16 protein-coding genes are annotated in these 18,891 nt (G+C 69.2%); 11 read left to right on the plus strand and 5 right to left on the minus strand.

Features of this window, described 5'->3' with window-relative positions; genetic code table 11:
* Positions 1-91 precede the first annotated feature (91 nt).
* The 3 genes from LGY53_RS43765 to LGY53_RS30820 all read left to right on the plus strand — a co-directional run bounded on the left by LGY53_RS43765 (position 92) and on the right by LGY53_RS30820 (position 2,761).
* Positions 92-220 carry a hypothetical protein gene (locus LGY53_RS43765; RefSeq protein WP_255664286.1) on the plus strand — a complete coding sequence of 43 codons (129 nt, stop codon included), beginning with the start codon at positions 92-94 and terminating at the stop codon, positions 218-220.
* A gap of 248 nt (positions 221-468) precedes the next feature.
* Positions 469-2,022, plus strand: a complete 1,554-nt coding sequence (locus LGY53_RS30815; protein ID WP_225730195.1) for an NAD(P)/FAD-dependent oxidoreductase — start codon at positions 469-471, stop codon at positions 2,020-2,022.
* 115 nt (positions 2,023-2,137) lie between these two features.
* Complete coding sequence (locus tag LGY53_RS30820) at positions 2,138-2,761, plus strand: hypothetical protein (RefSeq protein WP_225730196.1); 624 nt, start codon at positions 2,138-2,140, stop codon at positions 2,759-2,761.
* Positions 2,762-2,840: 79 nt separating this feature from the next.
* Here LGY53_RS30820 and LGY53_RS30825 read toward each other — a convergent pair whose 3' ends face one another.
* Entirely contained in the window at positions 2,841-3,650 is an 810-nt protein-coding gene (locus LGY53_RS30825; RefSeq protein WP_225730197.1) for an IclR family transcriptional regulator, read from the minus strand.
* An 88-nt stretch (positions 3,651-3,738) separates the two neighbouring features.
* On the opposite strand from LGY53_RS30825, the gene hutH reads away from it, so the two are divergent.
* From hutH to hutI, 5 genes are all read left to right on the plus strand, one after another.
* Positions 3,739-5,283, plus strand: a complete 1,545-nt coding sequence (gene hutH, locus LGY53_RS30830) for a histidine ammonia-lyase (RefSeq protein ID WP_225730198.1) — start codon at positions 3,739-3,741, stop codon at positions 5,281-5,283.
* Positions 5,284-5,316: 33 nt separating this feature from the next.
* On the plus strand, positions 5,317-6,969 hold the full coding sequence (gene hutU / locus LGY53_RS30835; protein ID WP_225730199.1) for a urocanate hydratase: 1,653 nt from the start codon (positions 5,317-5,319) through the stop codon (positions 6,967-6,969).
* Positions 6,966-8,165, plus strand: a complete 1,200-nt coding sequence (locus tag LGY53_RS30840; RefSeq protein ID WP_225730200.1) for an allantoate amidohydrolase — start codon at positions 6,966-6,968, stop codon at positions 8,163-8,165. Before hutU ends, LGY53_RS30840 begins: the two co-directional genes overlap by 4 nt.
* Positions 8,166-8,273: 108 nt before the next feature.
* A complete protein-coding gene (locus tag LGY53_RS30845; protein WP_225730201.1) occupies positions 8,274-9,578 on the plus strand; it encodes a formimidoylglutamate deiminase in 1,305 nt (434 codons plus the stop codon).
* A complete protein-coding gene (gene hutI / locus LGY53_RS30850; RefSeq protein ID WP_225730202.1) occupies positions 9,566-10,729 on the plus strand; it encodes an imidazolonepropionase in 1,164 nt (387 codons plus the stop codon). Before LGY53_RS30845 ends, hutI begins: the two co-directional genes overlap by 13 nt.
* Before the next feature lie 13 nt (positions 10,730-10,742).
* Here the strand turns inward: hutI and LGY53_RS30855 are convergent, their stop codons facing one another.
* Entirely contained in the window at positions 10,743-12,362 is a 1,620-nt protein-coding gene (locus tag LGY53_RS30855; protein ID WP_225730203.1) for a serine/threonine-protein kinase, read from the minus strand.
* A 157-nt stretch (positions 12,363-12,519) separates the two neighbouring features.
* Here LGY53_RS30855 and LGY53_RS30860 point away from each other — a divergent pair, with 157 nt between their 5' ends.
* Both LGY53_RS30860 and LGY53_RS30865 read left to right on the plus strand, forming a co-directional pair.
* Entirely contained in the window at positions 12,520-13,005 is a 486-nt protein-coding gene (locus tag LGY53_RS30860) for a hypothetical protein (protein WP_225730204.1), read from the plus strand.
* A 106-nt stretch (positions 13,006-13,111) separates the two neighbouring features.
* Positions 13,112-15,136: a CocE/NonD family hydrolase gene (locus LGY53_RS30865; RefSeq protein ID WP_225730205.1), complete on the plus strand. Its 2,025-nt coding sequence runs from the start codon at positions 13,112-13,114 to the stop codon at positions 15,134-15,136.
* Here LGY53_RS30865 and LGY53_RS30870 read toward each other — a convergent pair.
* Complete coding sequence (locus tag LGY53_RS30870; protein ID WP_225730206.1) at positions 15,105-15,509, minus strand: hypothetical protein; 405 nt, start codon at positions 15,507-15,509, stop codon at positions 15,105-15,107. The two genes, LGY53_RS30865 and LGY53_RS30870, sit on opposite strands and share 32 nt — an antisense overlap.
* Positions 15,510-15,536: 27 nt before the next feature.
* Complete coding sequence (locus LGY53_RS30875; RefSeq protein WP_225730207.1) at positions 15,537-16,412, minus strand: dihydrodipicolinate synthase family protein; 876 nt, start codon at positions 16,410-16,412, stop codon at positions 15,537-15,539.
* 61 nt (positions 16,413-16,473) lie between these two features.
* Between LGY53_RS30875 and LGY53_RS30880 the strand changes: the two genes are divergently transcribed.
* Positions 16,474-17,394: an LLM class F420-dependent oxidoreductase gene (locus tag LGY53_RS30880; RefSeq protein WP_225730208.1), complete on the plus strand. Its 921-nt coding sequence runs from the start codon at positions 16,474-16,476 to the stop codon at positions 17,392-17,394.
* Here the strand turns inward: LGY53_RS30880 and LGY53_RS30885 are convergent.
* On the minus strand, positions 17,339-18,877 hold the full coding sequence (locus LGY53_RS30885) for a glycoside hydrolase family 76 protein (protein WP_225730209.1): 1,539 nt from the start codon (positions 18,875-18,877) through the stop codon (positions 17,339-17,341). The genes LGY53_RS30880 and LGY53_RS30885 overlap by 56 nt on opposite strands.
* Positions 18,878-18,891: the final 14 nt, after the last annotated feature.

The raw sequence follows: 18,891 nt of genomic DNA on the forward strand, positions 1-18,891 counted from the left end.
TGCTGTACGGCGCAAGATACTTCCGGTTGGGTGTTAGCATTAGCTGAATGGTGTCGGCCGCGCTGGCGGCCCCGTCTCGGGGGAGAATCTCGTGTTCGACTTGTATGCCGGGCTGCTCGCGCTGTGCGGACTGGCCATGCTGTGGGTCGCCGTCAGCGGTACGGCCCCCGCGCCGATGATCTTCGCCCGGTCCGCCGGGCGATCGGGCTCGGCGGCATAGCGCCGTTGGGGGAGTCGTCGCGCCCACCACGGGGGCGGGCGCGACGATCATCGGCTCCGCGGAATTCCATTCCTGGTCGAATTGCGCGCTCGTTGCCGCATTCGACACATTCGGACCGGGAAATCCTGATCTTTCCGTCCACACCGATATGCGGGAAATCGTTGATCTTTACCGCCCGAAGGCGAATACGTGCTCATTCGATGCGACGGTGCTGGTGCGGACCACGTCATCCGTGATATCGAGAACCCATGAAACCGACGCGTTCCTCCTATGACGTGGTGATCGTCGGCGGCGGCCACAACGGCCTGGTGGCCGCGGCATATCTGGCGCGGGCCGGGCGGTCGGTCGCGGTGCTGGAACGGCAGCCGCGGACCGGCGGCGCCGCGGTGTCCGCGCGGCTGTTCCCCGGCGTCGATGTGCGCGTGTCGCGGTATTCGTACCTGGTGAGCCTGCTGCCGCGCCGGATCGTCGACGACCTCGGGCTGCGATTCGCCACCAAGCGCCGGCGGATCTCGTCCTATACGCCGGTCGGCTCCGGCGGGTTGCTCGTCGACACCGCGTCCGCGGCGGGCACCCGGGCGAGCTTCCGCGCGCTCACCGGCTCGGACCGGGATTTCGACGCCTGGCGGCGCTTCTACGGGATGACGCACGAGGTTGCGCGCCAAGTCTTTCCGACGCTCACCGAACCGTTGCCGACTCGCGCCCAACTGGCGGGCCGGGTCGGCGATCCGGATGCGTGGGCGGCGCTGTTCGAGCGGCCGCTCGGCGAAACCATCGAGGCGACCTTCGCCGACGATACGGTGCGCGGCGTCGTACTCACCGACGCGCTCATCGGAACCTTCACCGACGCACACGATCCGGCGTTGCGGCAGAACCGCTGCTTCCTCTATCACGTGATCGGCGGCGGCACCGGCGATTGGGATGTGCCGATCGGCGGAATGGGCGCGCTCACCGACGCGCTCGCCGATACCGCGCGCGCCGCGGGCGCGGAACTGGTGACCGATTGCGCGGTGGAGGAGATCGAAACCGACGGCGCCGCAGCGGAAGTACGCTTCGACGGCGGCGCGGTCGGTGCCGGGCATGTGCTGGTCAATGCCGCGCCGCACGAGTTGGACCGGCTGCTCGGCCGGGCACCGGAGCCGAAACCCGAAGGCGCGCAACTGAAGATCAATATGGTGCTGCGGCGGCTGCCCCGGCTGCGCGACACCGCCGTCGATCCGCGCGACGCCTTCGCCGGCACCTTCCACATCGCGGAGTCGTATTCCCAACTGGCACAAGCGTATCGGGATGCCGCGGCGGGACGAATCCCGGCGGCGCCGCCATCAGAGATCTACTGCCACACCCTCACCGATCCGTCGATCCTGTCCGCCGACGCGGCCGCGGGCGGCATGCACACCCTCACCCTCTTCGGCCTGCACACGCCCGCGCGGCTCTTCGCCGACGACCCGGTGGGCACCACCGACGCCCTGGTGAAATCCACCATCGCCCAACTGGATTCGGTACTGGCCGAACCGATAGCCGACTGCCTCGCCACCGACGCGAACGGAAACCCCTGCCTGGAAGCGAAATCCCCGATCGATCTGGAACGCGAGATCGGCCTCCCCGGCGGCCACATCTTCCACCGCGACCTGGCCTTCCCATACCGCACCGACGAAGCCGCCGACCCGGCCTCCCGCTGGGGCGTCGCCACCGGCCTACCCAACGTATTCCTCTGCGGCGCAGGCGCCGTCCGCGGCGGCGGAGTAAGCGGCATCCCCGGCCACAACGCCGCCATGGCGGTGCTGGAGGATCTCGCGGGTTAGATCTGTCCCCGAGCTAGGACGGTGACCAACGCCGTAGCCATGGTATTTATTGTCGCTGTGTGGGTGGCGATGGTCGGTTCCGGCACAGCAGGCTTGGTTCGGACCGGTGGCAGAGGTGGGTTCGATTGTGATGGACCACAACGGGTATCTGGATGTTCGCTCCAGCAGCGCAGTTACTTTCGATCTCGATGCCAGGTTGCCTGACCAGGTCTTCAACGATGATTTGGGAGACTCGCTGTTCTGTGAGTTCGATGCGGTCCTCACCCCGGAATTCTGGCCGGCGCTGTGTGCGATGGCCCGATGGCATGGCGACGGACACGTCGAACTGCTGGTTCTCGAGCCGGATTGCGAGATGTTCTACCTCTCGGAATATCAGATGTACCCAGCGATATCGTTGTCCGTCGAGGCCGGCGCCGACGACTACTGGGCGGCGATCGGTCACGAGCCGGGCGGTGACATCATGGGGTCGATCGCGATCTCGGCGAACGTTATCGCGGTAACGGGACCTTCCCGGAGATGGGGGTGCTGGGGCGAAAGGGATCCCGAAGTCGCGGTCTTCCGCGGTTTCCCGAACGCGGCCGTACGGAACGAATGGCGCGCGCGGTTCGGTCCCTTCCTGGAGGTATCCGAGGCGCTGGAGTCGTACCTTCCATTGACCTTCGCGGGCCGGATCGTTCCGGACGAGTACGCCGCCGCCCTGACCGCCAACTACGGTCCGCCGGGCGGCAAACGACCGTAACGTCACCAACGCATGCACCCGCCGACCGCATCCGATCCGTCACGGTCGAACCCGCATCGACCCGCGATCATTACCGGCGTCATGCCGACTCACGACCGGAATTCCCGGACGCGGTACGTCCGCCGATCCGGCGAGTGAGGTCGTCCGCGGTCGCGCGGACTCGGGTGGCCAGTGGGGCCCAATCGAATTCGCAGGGATCGCCGTCGCAGTGGTGGCGCAGGGTGACGCTGATGGCGGCGATCGGGAGGTGACCGTGATCGAACACCGGGTAGGCGACCGAGGCGAATCCCGCTGTGACATGGCCGTCTTCGCAGGCCCATCCGCGTCGTCGCTCGGCGGCCAAGGTCTGGCGCAGCTGGGACAGGGTGTGTGGGCCGCGGTCGGTGCGGCGGACGAACGAGGATGCCGACGGGTACAGCGCGCGCACGTGGGCGGCGGGCAGGTGCGCGAGGATGGCGCGGCCCGAGGCGGTGAGGTGGGCGGGCAGCCGGACGCCGACATCGGTGACCAGCGTCTCCGGCCGGGCCGGGCGCTCCTTGATCAGGTACACGAGTTCGTTGCCGTGGAGCACGCCGAGGTGGGCGTTGTGCCCGACCTGTTCGACCAGCTCCCGCAGCAGCGTGCCCGCCAACCGCTCCAGCGGATCGTGGCGCAGGTAGGCCGAGCCGAGTTCGAAGGCGGCGATGCCGAGCCCGTAGCGGCGTTCGGCGGGCAGCCTGGTGACGAACCGGGTCCGCTCCAACTCGGCGAGCAGGTGATATGTGGTGGAGCGCGGGAGCTCGAGTTCGCGGGCGATGGCGGAGGCCGAAACCGGCCCCGCCTTGCCCGCCAGCAGCTGCAGCACCGCGAGACCGCGCCGCAGCGCCGGGATATCGCTGCTCGTACCCATGGTCTTCTCCTCATCGAGTCTGGTATTCCAGACTAATTCCGGCGTGGCCTGATACTGCACGCACCCTCGCAAGGGTGGAATAGACCGCATGCCGGAAACTGCGCAGTTAGCAACCGTGGCCGTTGACGGGCCGCTGACCAGGGAGAGCGTTGTCGCTGTCGCCCGGGCGGGTGCGAAGGTCGTGATCAGCGACGCGGCCGAGCGGCGGATCGCCGCGGCCCGCGCGCACGTCGACGCGCTGGCCGCCGGTACCGCGGCCACCTACGGCGTGTCCACCGGATTCGGCGCGCTCGCCACCCGGCACATCCCGCCGGAGAGCCGGGTCGCGCTGCAGCGCTCGCTCATCCGCTCTCATGCCGCGGGCACGGGTCCCGCCGTCGAGCCGGAGGTGGTGCGCGCCCAGATGCTGCTGCGCCTGCGCACGCTGGCCACCGGGCACACCGGGGTGCGGCCGGAGACGGCCGCCGCACTCGCCGCACTGATCAACGCCGGGATCACGCCGATCGTGCACGAATACGGATCGCTCGGCTGCTCCGGCGATCTCGCGCCGCTGGCCGCGGTGGCGCTGGCGCTGATGGGCGAGGGGCAGGTCATCGACGCGGCAGGCGAGCTGGTCGATGCGGCGACGGCGTTGCGCGCCAACGGCATCGAGCCGGTCACCCTGCACGAGAAGGAGGGCCTCGCGCTCACCAACGGCACCGACGGCATGCTCGGCATGCTGGTGCTCGCCGTCCACGATCTGCACGCACTGCTCGATATCGCCGACCTGACCGCCGCGATGAGCGTCGAGGCGCTGCTCGGCACCGACCGGGTCTTCGCCGACGATCTGCAGGCGCTGCGCCCGCATCCCGGACAGGCGCGGTCCGCGCGGCGAATCCGGTTGGCGCTGGCCGATTCTCCGATCGTGGCCAGCCATCGCGGCCCCGACTGCAATCGGGTGCAGGACGCCTACTCGCTGCGCTGCGCACCCCAGGTGCACGGTGCGGCCAGGGATACCGTCGCATACGCCGAATCGGTCGCCGAGCGCGAAATGGCCTCGGCCGTCGACAATCCGGTGGTGCTGGCCGACGGACGCCTGGAATCCAACGGCAATTTCCACGGCGCCCCGCTCGCCTATGTCCTGGATTTCCTGGCGATTCCGGTCGCCGACGTGGCGAGCATGGCCGAGCGCCGCACCGACCGGATGCTGGATGTCGCACGCTCGCACGGACTTCCGGCCTTCCTCGCCGCGGATCCCGGCGTCGACTCCGGACATATGATCGCCCAATACACCCAGGCCGCCGTGGTGAGCGAGCTGAAGCGGCTGGCCGTACCCGCCTCGGTGGATTCCATCCCGAGCAGCGCCATGCAGGAGGACCACGTCTCGATGGGCTGGTCCGGCGCGCGCAAGCTGCGCCGCGCGGTGGACGGGCTCACGACCGTGCTGGCCATCGAATACCTCACCGCCGCAAGGGCTTTGGATATGCGCGCACCGCTGCGGCCCGGTCCGGCCACGGACGCGGCCGTGCGATTGCTGCGCACCAGGGTGGACGGGCCCGGCCCGGACCGGCACCTGGCGCCGGAGATCGCCGCCGCCGAGGAGCTGATCCGCTCCGGCGAGCTGCGTGCCGCGGTCGCCGCCTATCTCGACTGATTCGTTGAATACGCCTGAAACGGAGGCACTTTCATGACACGGACGGTTCGCGCGGCCCGGGGGCCGCAACTGACCGCCAAGAACTGGCAGACCGAGGCCGCGCTGCGGATGCTGCACAACAATCTGGATCCCGAGGTCGCCGAGCGCCCACAGGATCTCGTGGTGTACGGCGGCACCGGCAAGGCCGCACGGGATTGGGCCAGTTTCGACGCCATCGGCCGGGCGCTGACCTCGCTGGACCAGGACGAGACCCTGCTGGTGCAGTCCGGCAGGCCCGTCGGCGTATTCCGCACGCACGAGTGGGCGCCCCGGGTGCTCATCGCCAACTCGAATCTCGTGGGCGATTGGGCGAATTGGCCCGAATTCCGCAGGTTGGAGGCGCTCGGCCTGACCATGTACGGCCAGATGACCGCGGGCTCCTGGATCTACATCGGCACGCAGGGCATCCTGCAGGGCACCTATGAAACGTTCGCGACGATCGCCGACAAGCGTTTCGGCGGAACGCTTTCCGGCACGCTGACGGTGACGGCCGGCCTCGGCGGCATGGGCGGCGCGCAGCCGCTCGCCGTCACCATGAACGGCGGCGTCGCGCTGGTGGTCGAGGTGGATGCGGCCAGGGCGCGGCGCCGGGTGCACGACCGCTACCTCGACGAGATCGCCACCGATTTCGACGATGCGGTGCGCCGGGTCTCGGCGGCGCGCAAGCAGCGAAAGGCGTTGTCCGTCGGCCTGATCGGCAATGCCGCGGAGATGCTGCCTAAGCTGCTGGCCAGCGGGCTGGAGGTGGACATCGTCACCGACCAGACCTCGGCGCACGACCCGCTGTCCTATCTGCCGCGCGGCATAGCCGTCGACGACTGGCCCGATTACGCGCTCAAGAAACCGGACGAATTCACCGAGCGGGCCCGCGATTCCATGGTCGATCACGTGAACGCCATGCTCGGATTCCTCGACGCCGGATCCGAGGTGTTCGACTACGGCAACTCGCTGCGCGGCGAGGCGAAGCTCGGCGGCTGCGAACGCGCCTTCGATTTCCCGGGTTTCGTGCCCGCCTATATCCGCCCGCTGTTCTGCGAGGGTAAGGGGCCGTTCCGCTGGGTGGCGCTGTCCGGCGATCCGGCCGATATCGCCGCGACCGACCGGGCCATCCTGGATCTGTTCCCGCACAACGAATCCCTGCGCCGCTGGATCACCATGGCCGGGGAACGCGTTGCCTTCCAAGGACTTCCGGCGCGCATCTGCTGGCTCGGCTACGGTGAGCGGCATCTGGCGGGCCTGCGCTTCAACGAGATGGTGGCCAGCGGTGAGCTGAAGGCGCCGGTGGTGATCGGACGCGACCACCTCGATTCCGGCAGCGTCGCATCGCCGTACCGGGAGACCGAGGCGATGGCCGACGGCTCCGACGCCATCGCCGACTGGCCGCTGCTGAACGCGTTGGTGAACACCGCGTCCGGGGCGAGTTGGGTATCCATCCACCACGGTGGCGGCGTCGGCATGGGCCGGTCCATCCACGCGGGTCAGGTGACCGTCGCGGACGGCACCGAGCTGGCCGCGCGCAAGATCGAGCGGGTGCTCACCAACGATCCCGGAATGGGTGTGATCCGGCACGTGGACGCCGGATACGAGCGCGCCGCCGCGGTCGCGCAGGAGCGCGGGGTGCGAATTCCCATGCAGGAGCACGGATGAGCGCGGACAAACTGCTGACCGCCATCGAGGCGGTCGGCAAAGACATACGGCGCGGCGGATATTCGCGGCACGTATTCGATTTCGCCGAGCTGGAGCTGCGGGATTGGTTCACCGAGCAGGCGATCCGGCGCGGACTCGACGTGCACACCGACCGCAACGGCAATATGTGGGCCTGGTGGGGCGGACCCGGCCCGGACGCGGTGGTGACGGGCAGCCACCTGGATTCGGTGCCCGGCGGCGGCGCGTTCGACGGGCCGCTCGGCGTGACGAGCGCGCTGGCTGCGGTGGATATCCTGTCCGCCAAGGGTTTCCAGCCGTCGAAGCCGCTGGCGGTGGTGGTATTCGCGGAGGAGGAGGGTGGCCGGTTCGGCGTGCCGTGCCTCGGTTCCCGGCTGCTCACCGGCGCACTCGATCCGAACCGGGCCCGCGCGCTGCGCGACGGCTCCGGGACAACGCTGGCGGAGGCGGCCGCCGCGGCCGGGCACCGGCCCGACCTGTTCGGGCCGGATCCGGACGCGCTCGCGCTGATCGGCTGCTTCGTGGAACTGCATGTGGAACAGGGGCGCGGGCTGATCGATCTCGGCGGCCCGGTGGCCACCGGCAGCAGCATCATCGCGCACGGACGATACCGATTCTCCTTCTCCGGCCAGGGAAATCACGCGGGCGCGACGCTCATCGGCGACCGGCGCGACCCGATGTTGCCCGCCGCCGCGGTGATCGCCGCGGCCCGTCGGGTCGCTGCCGCGACACCGGACGCCAGGGCCACCGTCGGCCGCCTCGTGCCGACGCCGGGCGGCACCAACGTCATCGCGTCGACGGTGGATCTGTGGCTCGACGCCCGCGTCGCGGGCGCGGGCAATACCGCCGCGCTGGTCGAGGAGATCGCCACGGCGGCAAGGCGAGCGGCCGCGGACGAGGGGTGCGCGGTCACCATCACCGAGGAGTCCTATACGGACGACGTGGTTTTCGACGAATCGCTGCGCGGACGGATGGACCGGGTGCTCGGCGGCATTCCGGCGCTGCCGACCGGCGCGGGACACGACGCGGGTGTGCTCGCGGCGCATGTTCCGTCCGGAATGCTGTACGTGCGCAATCCGACCGGGATCAGCCACGCGCCCGAGGAATTCGCCGAATCGGCCGATATCGAGGCGGGTGCGCAGGCGCTGGCCCGGGTGCTGGAGGAATTGGCCGGATGAGAGTTCGCCGCCGGAGCCATCCGAAATCGCCGACGTCACCGAATGCTGCGCAGTGCCGGGTGGAGTTCGGTCGGCACACCGTGACGAACCGATGAGGGAGTGGGGCCGATGACCGTCTACTGGGCCGAATACGCCTGGCTGCCGACCGGAGTGGCCGAGGCGGTGACCATCGATATCGCCGGAGCGTCGATCCGGTCGGTCGCCGTCGGCACCGAGAAATCCGGAAAGGTGCTGCGCGGCTTGACCGTTCCCGGTTTCGCGAATGCGCATTCGCACGCGTTCCACCGGGCGTTGCGCGGCCGCACCCAGGGCGGGCGCGGCGATTTCTGGACCTGGCGCGAGCAGATGTACCGGGTGGCCGCACGGCTGGATCCGGACTCGTACTACCGGCTGGCCCGCGGGGTGTACGCCGAGATGGTGCTGGCCGGATACACCAGCGTCGGCGAATTCCACTACCTGCACCACGCACCGGGCGGCGTGCGCTACGACGACCCGAACGCCATGGGGGCCGCGCTCGTCGCGGCTGCCGAGGACGCGGGCATCCGCCTCACTCTGCTCGACACCTGTTATCTCGCGGGCGGTTTCGGGCGCGAGCTGAATGCGGAACAGCTGCGGTTCAGCGACGGCGACGTCGGCGCGTGGGCCGAACGCGCGGCGGGTTTCAAACCCGAACAGGAACTGGTCCGCACCGGCGTCGCCGCGCATTCGGTGCGCGCGGTGCCCACCGGCGCGCTGCGCGTCGTCGCCGAACAGGGCGCGGGCCGCCCCACCCACGTCCATCTCTCCGAACAGCCTGCCGAGAATCGGGATTGCCTTGTGGCGCACGGCCGTACGCCGACCGCGCTGCTCTCCGAACAGGGCTTCCTCGGGCCGGACACCGTCGCCGTACACGCCACCCACGTCACCAGGCCGGATATCCGGTTGCTCGCCGGCACCGCGACCCGGGTGTGCTTCTGTCCGACCACCGAACGCGATCTGGGCGACGGTATCGGTCCGGCAAGGGAATTGGCCAGTGCGGGCGTGCGGCTGTGCGTCGGCAGCGACAGCCACGCGATCGTCGACGGTTTCGAGGAGTGGCGGGCGCTCGAACTCGACGACCGGCTGGCCGGGCACGCCCGCGGCCGCTTCGCGCTCGACGAGTTGTACGGCGCCGCAACGGCGCACGGTTCGATCGGCTGGCCGGAGGCCGGGCGGATCGAGGGCGGCGCCGCGGCCGATCTGGTGACCGTCGACCTGGAATCCGTTCGCACCGTCGGCGCCGAACCGGCGGCGGCGCTGTTCGCGGCCACCGCGAGCGATATCCGCGAGGTATTCGTCGCGGGCCGCCAGATCGTCTCCGGCGGCCGGCATTTGCTCATACCCGATACGGAATCCGTACTGCGAGAGGAGATTCGGGCGCTGTGGCAATCCTGATCACCGGAATCGGCGAACTGACCACCAATACCGAGGGCGGCCCGCTGCACGACGCCGCCGTGGTGCTCGATGGGGAGCGCATCGCCTGGATCGGGCCCGCGCAGGCCGCGCCCGCGGCCGACGAGCGGGTGGACGCCGGCGGCCGGGCCGTCCTACCCGGCTGGGTGGACAGCCACACCCACCTCGTCTTCGGGGGTGACCGGACCGCCGAATTCGAGGCCAGGATGTCGGGGCAGCCGTATCGCGCGGGCGGTATCGCGGTCACCGTCGCCGCGACCCGCGCCGCGAGCGATGCGACGCTTTCGGCGAACCTGGCCCGGCACGTCGCCGAGGCGCGCAGACAGGGCACCACCTGCCTGGAAACCAAAACCGGCTACGGGCTTGATGTTCCGGGGGAACTGCGTTCGGCGCGCATCGCCGCCGAACTGGCCGACGAGGTTACCTATCTCGGCGCGCACCTGGTGCCCGACAGTATGGACGCGGATGCCTACATCGACCTCGTCTGCGGTGAAATGCTCGACGCCGTAAGGCCTTTCGTGCGCTGGGCGGATGTGTTCTGCGAAGTCGGCGCCTTCGACGCCGGACAATCCGAGCGGGTGCTGCGCGCCGCCGCCGCGAGCGGGCTCGGCCTACGCGTACACGGGAACCAACTCGGGCCCGGGGCCGGTGTGCAACTCGCCGTGCGGCACAACGCCGCGAGCGTCGACCACTGCACCCACCTCACCGACGCCGATATCGAGGCGCTGGCCGGTTCGGACACCGTCGCCACCGTGCTGCCCGCCTGCGATCTGTCCACCCACCAGCCGCTCGCACCCGCCCGCGCCCTGCTCGACGCGGGCGCGACGGTCGCGCTCGCCACCAACGCGAACCCGGGCAGCTCCTACACCACCTCCATGGCCTACTGCGTCGCCACCGCCGTACTCCAAATGGGCCTGTCCGTCGCCGAAGCCGTCTACGCCGCCACCGCCGGTGGCGCGAAAGCCCTGCGCCGCACCGACGTCGGTGTCGTCGAGGTGGGGGCGCGCGCGGATCTGCAAGTCCTCGCCGCCCCCTCGATCACCCATCTCGCATACCGGCCCGGTGTGCCGCTGACCATCGCCGTCTGGCGAAAAGGTGAGCGGCTGAAGGATTCCGGGCCCACCGTCGAGTGATCGGCGACCGGAGTCAGCTTTTGCGGAGCGTGCCCTTGATACCGCCGATGCCGCCCGCCATCGCATAGGCCAGGGAACCGTCGGGTTGCAGGACGGCTGTTGATGTTTCGCCGTCGTCGTGGCAGCCGAGTTCGCCGGTGAGGCCGCCGGTCAGCCTGGCGATGAAGTTCAGCTGACCTTCGGTGGCCGCGGTCAGCCGTTCGGCGCGTTCGCATTTGGCCCCGGATACGCGGCCGGTGTTGGACGAGGTCGCGACCTCGTCGCCGACCTTCCCGTCGCGGATGGTGAGCACGATGTCGAAGGTGGCGATGACATCGCTTGCGGTGCCTTTCCATTCGCCGACAAAGGCTTTCGGGACCGATTGAACCGGCTGGCCCGATGACGACGCCGTTGTGCTGGTGGAACCGGCGGACGAACCACCTGTCAAATGGGTGCCGACGACGAAGGCGGCCACGGCGACCGCTACCGCGACTACGGCGGTGCCAATGATTATGGCTGCTCGGAGTCGGCGTGAATTCCGGGCGGGCGGTGGGGACGGGAGGTGGTCCGAGGGCTGGGGCGGGTATCGGCTGATCGAACCGAGCGTGGTGTGGAAGCCGGGCGCCGCGGATTCGGGCCCGGGCACCGGATTCGAATCCGGCCAACCCGTAACGCGCTGTGGCGCGGCGATGGGTACGCTCCGCTGGGTCGGCGCCAAACGGGACGGATCAGGTTGCGCCGCTGCGGGTTCGGCGGTGGGGTGCGGGCCGGAATCGAGGTCGAGCAGTCGGATGGCGCGGCGGCCGACCTCCTCGACGACCGGGCCGGGGAGCCAGCCCGCGGCATCGGGGATGCCGAGGCGACCGAGGTCGTCGAGTAATTCGCTTGTGGTGGGCCGGTTTTCGGGATCCTTGGCGAGGCAGGCGGCCACCAGCGGGCGCAGCCGGTCGGGGATCTGTTCGAGGCGGGGATCCTCGTACATCACCCGCCACATCAGCTGCATGGTTTCGGCGGTGCCGAAGGGGCCGTGTCCACTGGCCGCGTAAACCAGCACGCCGGCGAAGGAGAACAGGTCGCCCGCCGGGCCGACGGGTTCACCGGTTATCTGCTCGGGGCACATGAATCCCGGTGAGCCGATGACCTTTCCGGTGGTGGTGAGCGCGGAGTCGGTGACGGCGCGGGCGATGCCGAAATCGATCACCTTGGGTCCGTCGATGGCCAGCAACACATTCGACGGTTTGAGATCGCGGTGCACGATACCGGCCGAATGGACCGCGACGAGCGCCTCCAGCAATCCGCAGGCGAGCACCAGCAGCGTCGATTCGCCGAAGACGCCGAACCCCTCCACCGCGTCGGAGAGCGCCAGCCCGGCTACGTAACCCGTTGCCAGCCAAGGCGGTTCGGCGTCGACATCGGCGTCGAGCACGGGTGCGGTGAACTGCCCGCCGACCAGCCGCGCCGCGGCGACCTCGCGCCGGAAGCGCTCCCGCGATTGTGCGTCGGCGATCAACTCCGGCCGCACCACCTTCACCGCAACGGTGCGCCCGCCGGCATTGCGGCCCAGGTACACCCGGCCCATGCCGCCGACGCCGAGCAGTCCGAGTAGCCGATAGTCGCCGATCCGCACCGGATCATCCGCCCCGAGTGGTCGCATCGCGCACCGAACTCCCTTCGCACCGAACAGTGGAAGGCTACCGACCGGCCCACCCATCCAACTAGGCCCTGCAACATCACGGTTTTCTCATGGACGACCCGAGATGCTGTTGCGCGAGCCGTTCCGAGAGGCGGAACGCGAGGGAAAGGGATTGTTCATGAAGCGGATGTTCGTGGTTGCGGTGGCGGCGGTCGCGGTGCTCGGTGTCGGGGCCTGCTCGGGGAAGTCCGACAGCAAGACCGCGGCGCCCACCACCAGCGCGGCGACTTCGGCCAAGGCCGCGCCGGCGAGCGCCCCGGCCAATGTCGCGAAATCCGCGGGCACCAAGCAGGCGTGCACCGATTCGGAGGCGGCGTTCAAGGAGCTGGCGGGCAAGCAGGACGAGATCAAGTCCGAGGCGGCGGCGGGCAACTACGAGGCGGTCCAGGCCTATTACCAGAGTTTCACCGCCCGGATCCGCAAGTCCTCCGGCGTCGCCGACGACGCGACGGTGAAGAACGGGCTGGAGTCCATCGCCAAGCTGGGTGACGCCGTTGTACACGCCACCACCACCGATGAACTGAAGGCCGCGCTGGTGAAGTTCGGCACGGCCGCCACCGGCGATCAGTTCGACAAGGTCGGCGCGATCTGCGACGCCGCCTGATCGCCGTATCTGAAAATCACCCCACCTCCAGCGATAGCAGGAAGATTGCTATCTTCTCGTGCCGAGCTCGAATTACCTACTGGCGGCGGAGTGGTCGAGGAGGACCATGGCTTCGAGGCGTGGTGCGGTGCTTGCGGTGTTCGTCGTGGTGCTGGCCGGATACGCGGCCGGTCCCGCGGCATCGCAGGATTCGACGGTGCGGGACAGGGCGGGGCAGTGGACGGCCGCGCACGACGGGGCGCAACAGTATCCCGACGTGCACATCGACTGGGATGTGCCGATCCGGATGAGCGATGGAATTGTGTTGAAGGCCAACGTGTATCGGCCGATCGACGATTCCGGCGCGATCGAGGGCCATCCGCTGCCCACCATCGTCAACCTCACCCCGTACACCAAACTCATGACGAACCTGATCGATTCGGCGCTCGCCGCGCCGAATCTGCGGCCGCTCGTCATGGATCTGGTGCAGCGAATCAACCTGTCCGGCACGCCGTTCAGCGGATTCGGCGATCTGCTGCACGCGCTCGACGGCGGCACCGTGCAGACCGTACTCGGCGTGGACCGCAACCTGATCCGCAGCGGATACACCGAGGTGGTCGCGGACGTGCGTGGTACCGGATTCTCCCAGGGCACTTGGGATACGCTGGGCGTGCGCGAGCAACAGGACACCAGGGAGGTGCTGGACTGGGCGGCCGCGCAGCCGTGGTCCAACGGCAAGCTGGCGATGAGCGGCGGATCCTATGCCGGGATCAACCAGTTGCGCGCGGCCGAAAACGCCCCCGCCGCACTGAAAGCCATCTTTCCGGTGGAGCCGGGCAGCGACCTGATGCGCGATGTGGTCGCACCGGGCGGTGGTATCGGCACCACCTTTCTGCCGCTGTGGCTCAACAACGTGAACCAGCTCAAGATGCTGCCCGATGTGCGGTCGATGTTCGACGGCAGTTTCGACTGGTCCTGGCTTTCGGCCCGGATGGTCGATCCGACAACGAATTACGATCTGCTCACCGAGGCGCTGCTCACCCCGTCGCTGGACGAGCTGCCCTCGGCGCTCGCCGCGGCGCTGGACGCGACCAGCGATTTCCGGCAGGCGATCCTCGGGCATCCGGAGCGAATCACCGTGCCCACCTTCGTATACGGCGGTTGGCACGATATCTTCGCCAACAGCGCGACCAAGCTCTACAACGCGATTCCCTTGCCCGCCGGGCGCAAACAGTTGGTGGTGGGCGACACCTACCACGCGAATCCCGGCGCGGGCACCGGAGCCGGTGACGCGCCGCCGCGGCTCGACGTGCTGCAGCGGGCCTGGTTCGACAAGTGGCTCAAGGATATCGACAACGGTATCGGCGATTTCGGCCCGGTGACGGTGCGCGAGCAGGGCGGCGGCTGGAAGGGGTTGCCGCGCTTCCCGGAGCCGGGCGTCACGCACCGCCGGGTGTACCTGACCGCGGCCGCGAGCGGTACCGCCGCCGAAAGCGGTTACGACGGTTCGCTTTCCGGTGACAAGCCGGGTGCGGCGAGCACGTTGACGGTGGCACCGGGCCTCACCACCGCCTGCTCGCGCGACGCCGCACAGGGCTCGGCCGGTATCACCGCGGCAATCGATATGTGCGCCAAGGATTCCCGGATCGCCGAACGCGGCGGGCTGACCTTCACCGGACCCGCAGTCACCGAGCCGACGGTTATTTCCGGCCCGATCAACCTGCACCTCAACACGATGCACGACGCCACCGACGGATATTGGAGCGTCACGGTGAACGATGTGGCGCCGGACGGTGTTTCGGCGGTGTTGAGCACCGGCCAGCTGACCTCGTCGCTGCGTGCGGTCGACGATCGGCTGAGCCTGAAATCGGATAACGGCGACTACACCGCGCCGTACAACCCGATCACCGTGGACAGCATGCTGCCCGTGCCGCCCGGACAGCCGGTGACTTTGGATATCGCCGTCATCCCGACCCAAGCCCTGCTGCGGCCGGGTCATCGACTCCGGGTGGACGTCTTCGCCGGAAACTCCCCGAAATCCATGGCATTTCGCCCGATGCTGAACAACACCGAACTGAAACCGCAACATCTGCTGCTGGATCCGGACGCGCCCAGTTTCCTCAACCTGCCGACCGACCACCCGGTCGTCTAGCGGCGGCGGCTCGCTTCAGCAGCAGCGCCCGCTCGGCATTGTTGGCCGTGAGTTCCGCGGCGCGAATGAATTCCGCCGCGGCCTCGCGCGGCCGTCCGGCCCGGGCGAGCAGGTCGCCGCGCACCGCGTGCAGCAGGTGATACCCGTCCAGTGCGCCGTTCGCCGCGGCCGCCACCAGCTCGAGGCCATCGGCCGGTCCGTGCACCATGCTCACCGCGACCGCCCGGTTCAGCTCCAGCACCGGTGACGGAAAACGTTGCGCGAGAACGGCATACAGTCCGGCGATGCGCCGCCAGTCGGTCGGCGCCATGGCGTGCACGGCTGCGATCGCAGCCTGTAGCGCGTACCGAACGGGCGATCCGGGAATCGACATCGGGGCAGAAGATTTTTTTCCGAGCGTTCAATTCGCCGCCGCGAGCAACTGGGCGAGCTCGCGGCGGGCGTCGGCCGCCAGCGGCAGCAGCGGTGGCCGCGGGTCGCCCGCATCGATGCCGAGCTCGCGCAGTCCGGCCTTCACCGTGCGGGGGAGCCCGCCCCGCGACATGGCGGCGAAGAGCGGCTGCAACCGCTCGAAGAGTTCGGCGGCCCCGGCATCGCCCGAGCGGAACAGCCGCCACAGCCGCACCACCGGCTCCGGCGCCAAACCCGGTGCGGCCGTGCACCATCCGGCCGCACCGGCCTGAAAGGCCTGCCGCACCAGCCGATTGCTGCCGTTGAAGAACGCCACCGCCCCGCCGCCGAGCTCGGCGATGCGGTGCATCCGCGCGATATCGCCGCTGGATTCCTTGATCATGGTGATGTTGTCCACCTGCTCGACCAGTTCGACCAGGAATTCGGGTGACATATCAATGCCGGAGGTCGCCGGATTGTTGTATGCCATCACGGGCAGCGACACCGCCCCGGCGACCGCCGAAAAGTGCTGGCGCAGTTCGGGTTCGGTCAGTTTCCAGTAGGCGATCGGCAACACCATGAGCGCGGTGGCGCCCAGCCGCTCGGCCAGCCGGGCGCGTTCGACGGTGGCGGCGGTGCTCAGCTCGGACACGCCGACCACGGTCGGCACCCGGCCCGCCACCTGCTCGACGCAGATCGCGGCGACCCGGCGCCACTCCTGATCGTCCAGGTAAGCGCTCTCACCGGTGCTGCCGAGCGGCGCGATCGCGTCGACACCGGCGTCGATCAGGCGATCGAGCAGGTCACGCAGCACGTTCTCGGCGATGGCGCCGGATTCGGTGAAAGGGGTTACCGGGTAGGCGACAACGCCGGACAACATGGTCATCGAGATCTCCATTCCTCGCCCCGATCATCCCGCGACGGCGCATTCGGGCAGGATGGTCGGTATGGATTTGCGCATCTTCACCGAACCACAGCAGGGCGCGAGCTACGAGACGTTGCTGAGCGTGGCCAAGGCGGCCGAGGAATTCGAGTTCGACGCGTTCTTCCGGTCCGACCACTACCTGGCGATGGGCGGCGTCGACGGCTTGCCCGGCCCCACCGACGCCTGGATCACGCTGGCCGGCCTGGCCAGGGAGACGAAGCGGATCCGGCTGGGCACGCTGGTCACCGCCGCCACCTTCCGGCTGCCGGGCCCGCTGGCCATCCAGGTCGCGCAGGTGGACCAGATGTCCGGTGGCCGTGTGGAATTCGGCCTCGGCAGCGGCTGGTTCGCCGAGGAGCACGCGGCATACGGCATCCCGTTCCCGGATGACAAATTCGCCAGGTTCGAGGAGCAGCTGGCCATCATCACCGGGCTGTGGGCGACCAAGGAGGGCGACAAGTTCAACTTCGACGGCAAGCACTACCAGCTCACCGATTCGCCCGCGCTGCCCAAACCCGCGCAGGAACGCATTCCGGTGGTGATCGGCGGCACCGGTGCGGTGCGCACACCCCGGCTCGCGGCGCGGTACGCCAGCGAATTCAACGTGCCGTTCGCCTCGGTCGAGGACAGCGCGCAGCGGTTCGACCGGGTGCGCGCCGCGGTGGCGAAGGCGGGCCGCCCCGCCGACGACATGATCTACTCGAACGCCCTCGTCGTCTGCGTCGGCGCGAACGACGCCGAGGTGGCGCGCCGCGCGGCCGCCATCGGGCGCGAGGTCGACGAGCTGAAGACCAACGGCCTGGCCGGATCCCCGGCCGAGGTGGTGGACAAGATCGGCCGCTACGCCGAGGCCGGATCCGCCCGCATCTATCTCCAGGTGCTCGACCTCACCGACCTGGCTCATCTGGAACTCGTTGCGAGCCAGGTGCAATCGCAGCTGTGAGGGCGTCGACGGCCGCCGCCTGGGTCGCGAAATTGGGCCGGTCGTCCTCGGCGACCGGCCCGCGCCAACGGAATCCGTACTCGTCGTCCCGGTCGCGTAGTGAATCGGCTTGGCGGGTAAGGAATTCCGCAGCGGCGGCAGTGGAGCGCCCGGTGTCGAGCAGATCCCGGTAGGCGCGGACGAAAACGCCTTTGAAGGTCTCCACGTCGTGGCAGCCGGTGCCGGGACAATCGGTGGCGGCGGCCTCGACGAGGATGCCGTCCCGGATGAACGGGGAGCCGTCGCGGGTCGCGGCCGCGGCGATCCGGTCGGCCGCGGCGCGCGGGGCATCGTCGCCGGAGGCCTGAGACAGGGCGACCAATCCGTCGATCAACATGCCTTGGCCGTAGGTCCACCGGCGGTTTTCATCGGCCAGGCCGCAGGTGTCGCCGGACCGGAGCAGATGGTCGTCGACCAGGCCGGACGGGTCCAGCAGGGCGCGGCCCGGTGCGATTTCGAACCAGTTCCACGCCGCGGTGGCCTCGGCCAGATACCGCGCGCGGTCCGGCGGATCGACGCGGGTGCTGAGCCGCGCGGCCGCGGTCAGATACAGCGCGTTGGTGATCGTGTTCACCTGCTCCCACGGGCGCTGGTCCGGATCGATTCCGGTACGCGCCCAGGCCAATCCGCCGCCGCAGAACGCGGTCCGCTGGTCGTCGAGACCGTCGACGATCGTCCGCGCGGCGGTGAGGTAGCGCGGGTCGCGGGTCAGATCGAAGCCCTGGATCCAGGCCAGAGCCCACCACAGTTCGTCGTCGTTGTAGCCGGTCCTGCGGGGGACGCCGATGCGGGCGACGTCGCCGTGCCGGTAGGTCTCGTCGAGGTAGGCGAGGTATTGGCGGTCACCGGTGCGGCGCACATAGCCGAGCACGGCGGTGAGCGCGTTCGCGCTCTGCCAGGTGCTCGCGTCGTTCTCCCAGAGCCCGGTCCGGTGGTCGTAGCGCTCCAGCAGCCGGTCGACGGCGCGCATATCCCGGTCGGGCTCTGGATCGCCCGCGGCGGTCCACCGGGTGCAGCGGATCTCCGGCCGGTCGCCCGCGCGGCCGCAGGCGCGCAGCGCACGGCCCGCGTACCGGTAGTACCGGGTGTGTTGCGCGGTGTCCGGTGCGGAAATGCTTGTGGCGCCGAGGTTTCCGTCCTCGATGCGCTCCGGGCCGCCGCGATCGAGCCACACCGTATCGCCGGGCTGCCCGTTCTCGATGCGCGCCGACGCGCCGCCGTCGGCGGTGCGCAGCGTGATGATGCGCGACCACACCCGGACCCGCGGGTCGACGGTTCGCGTTCCGCCGACGGTCGCGGGATCGTCGCCGTCGCAGGGGCCGCGCACGCAGCCCACCAGACGGTCGGTCAGCTCGCGGACCGAATCCGGCCGCAGCAGAAGGTAGGTCGTCAGTGCCAGCGCGAGCACGATGCCGATGACGCCCCATCGCCTACTTCCGATCACGCCCGACACGGTAT

Source organism: Nocardia sp. JCM 34519.1 (genome assembly GCF_020361265.1).
Taxonomy (GTDB): domain Bacteria; phylum Actinomycetota; class Actinomycetes; order Mycobacteriales; family Mycobacteriaceae; genus Nocardia; species Nocardia arthritidis_A.

Excerpts from the sequence above, each read along its gene's own strand:
- hutU (WP_225730199.1), top strand. The coding sequence starts at position 5,317 with ATGACACGGACGGTTCGCGCGGCCCGGGGGCCGCAACTGACCGCCAAG.
- LGY53_RS30865 (WP_225730205.1), top strand. The coding sequence starts at position 13,112 with ATGGCTTCGAGGCGTGGTGCGGTGCTTGCGGTGTTCGTCGTGGTGCTG.
- LGY53_RS30860 (WP_225730204.1), top strand. The coding sequence starts at position 12,520 with ATGAAGCGGATGTTCGTGGTTGCGGTGGCGGCGGTCGCGGTGCTCGGT.
- hutH (WP_225730198.1), top strand. The coding sequence starts at position 3,739 with ATGCCGGAAACTGCGCAGTTAGCAACCGTGGCCGTTGACGGGCCGCTG.
- LGY53_RS30845 (WP_225730201.1), top strand. The coding sequence starts at position 8,274 with ATGACCGTCTACTGGGCCGAATACGCCTGGCTGCCGACCGGAGTGGCC.
- LGY53_RS30840 (WP_225730200.1), top strand. The coding sequence starts at position 6,966 with ATGAGCGCGGACAAACTGCTGACCGCCATCGAGGCGGTCGGCAAAGAC.
- LGY53_RS30815 (WP_225730195.1), top strand. The coding sequence starts at position 469 with ATGAAACCGACGCGTTCCTCCTATGACGTGGTGATCGTCGGCGGCGGC.
- LGY53_RS30880 (WP_225730208.1), top strand. The coding sequence starts at position 16,474 with ATGGATTTGCGCATCTTCACCGAACCACAGCAGGGCGCGAGCTACGAG.
- LGY53_RS30825 (WP_225730197.1), bottom strand. The coding sequence starts at position 3,650 with ATGGGTACGAGCAGCGATATCCCGGCGCTGCGGCGCGGTCTCGCGGTG.
- LGY53_RS30875 (WP_225730207.1), bottom strand. The coding sequence starts at position 16,412 with ATGACCATGTTGTCCGGCGTTGTCGCCTACCCGGTAACCCCTTTCACC.
- LGY53_RS30870 (WP_225730206.1), bottom strand. The coding sequence starts at position 15,509 with ATGTCGATTCCCGGATCGCCCGTTCGGTACGCGCTACAGGCTGCGATC.
- LGY53_RS30855 (WP_225730203.1), bottom strand. The coding sequence starts at position 12,362 with ATGCGACCACTCGGGGCGGATGATCCGGTGCGGATCGGCGACTATCGG.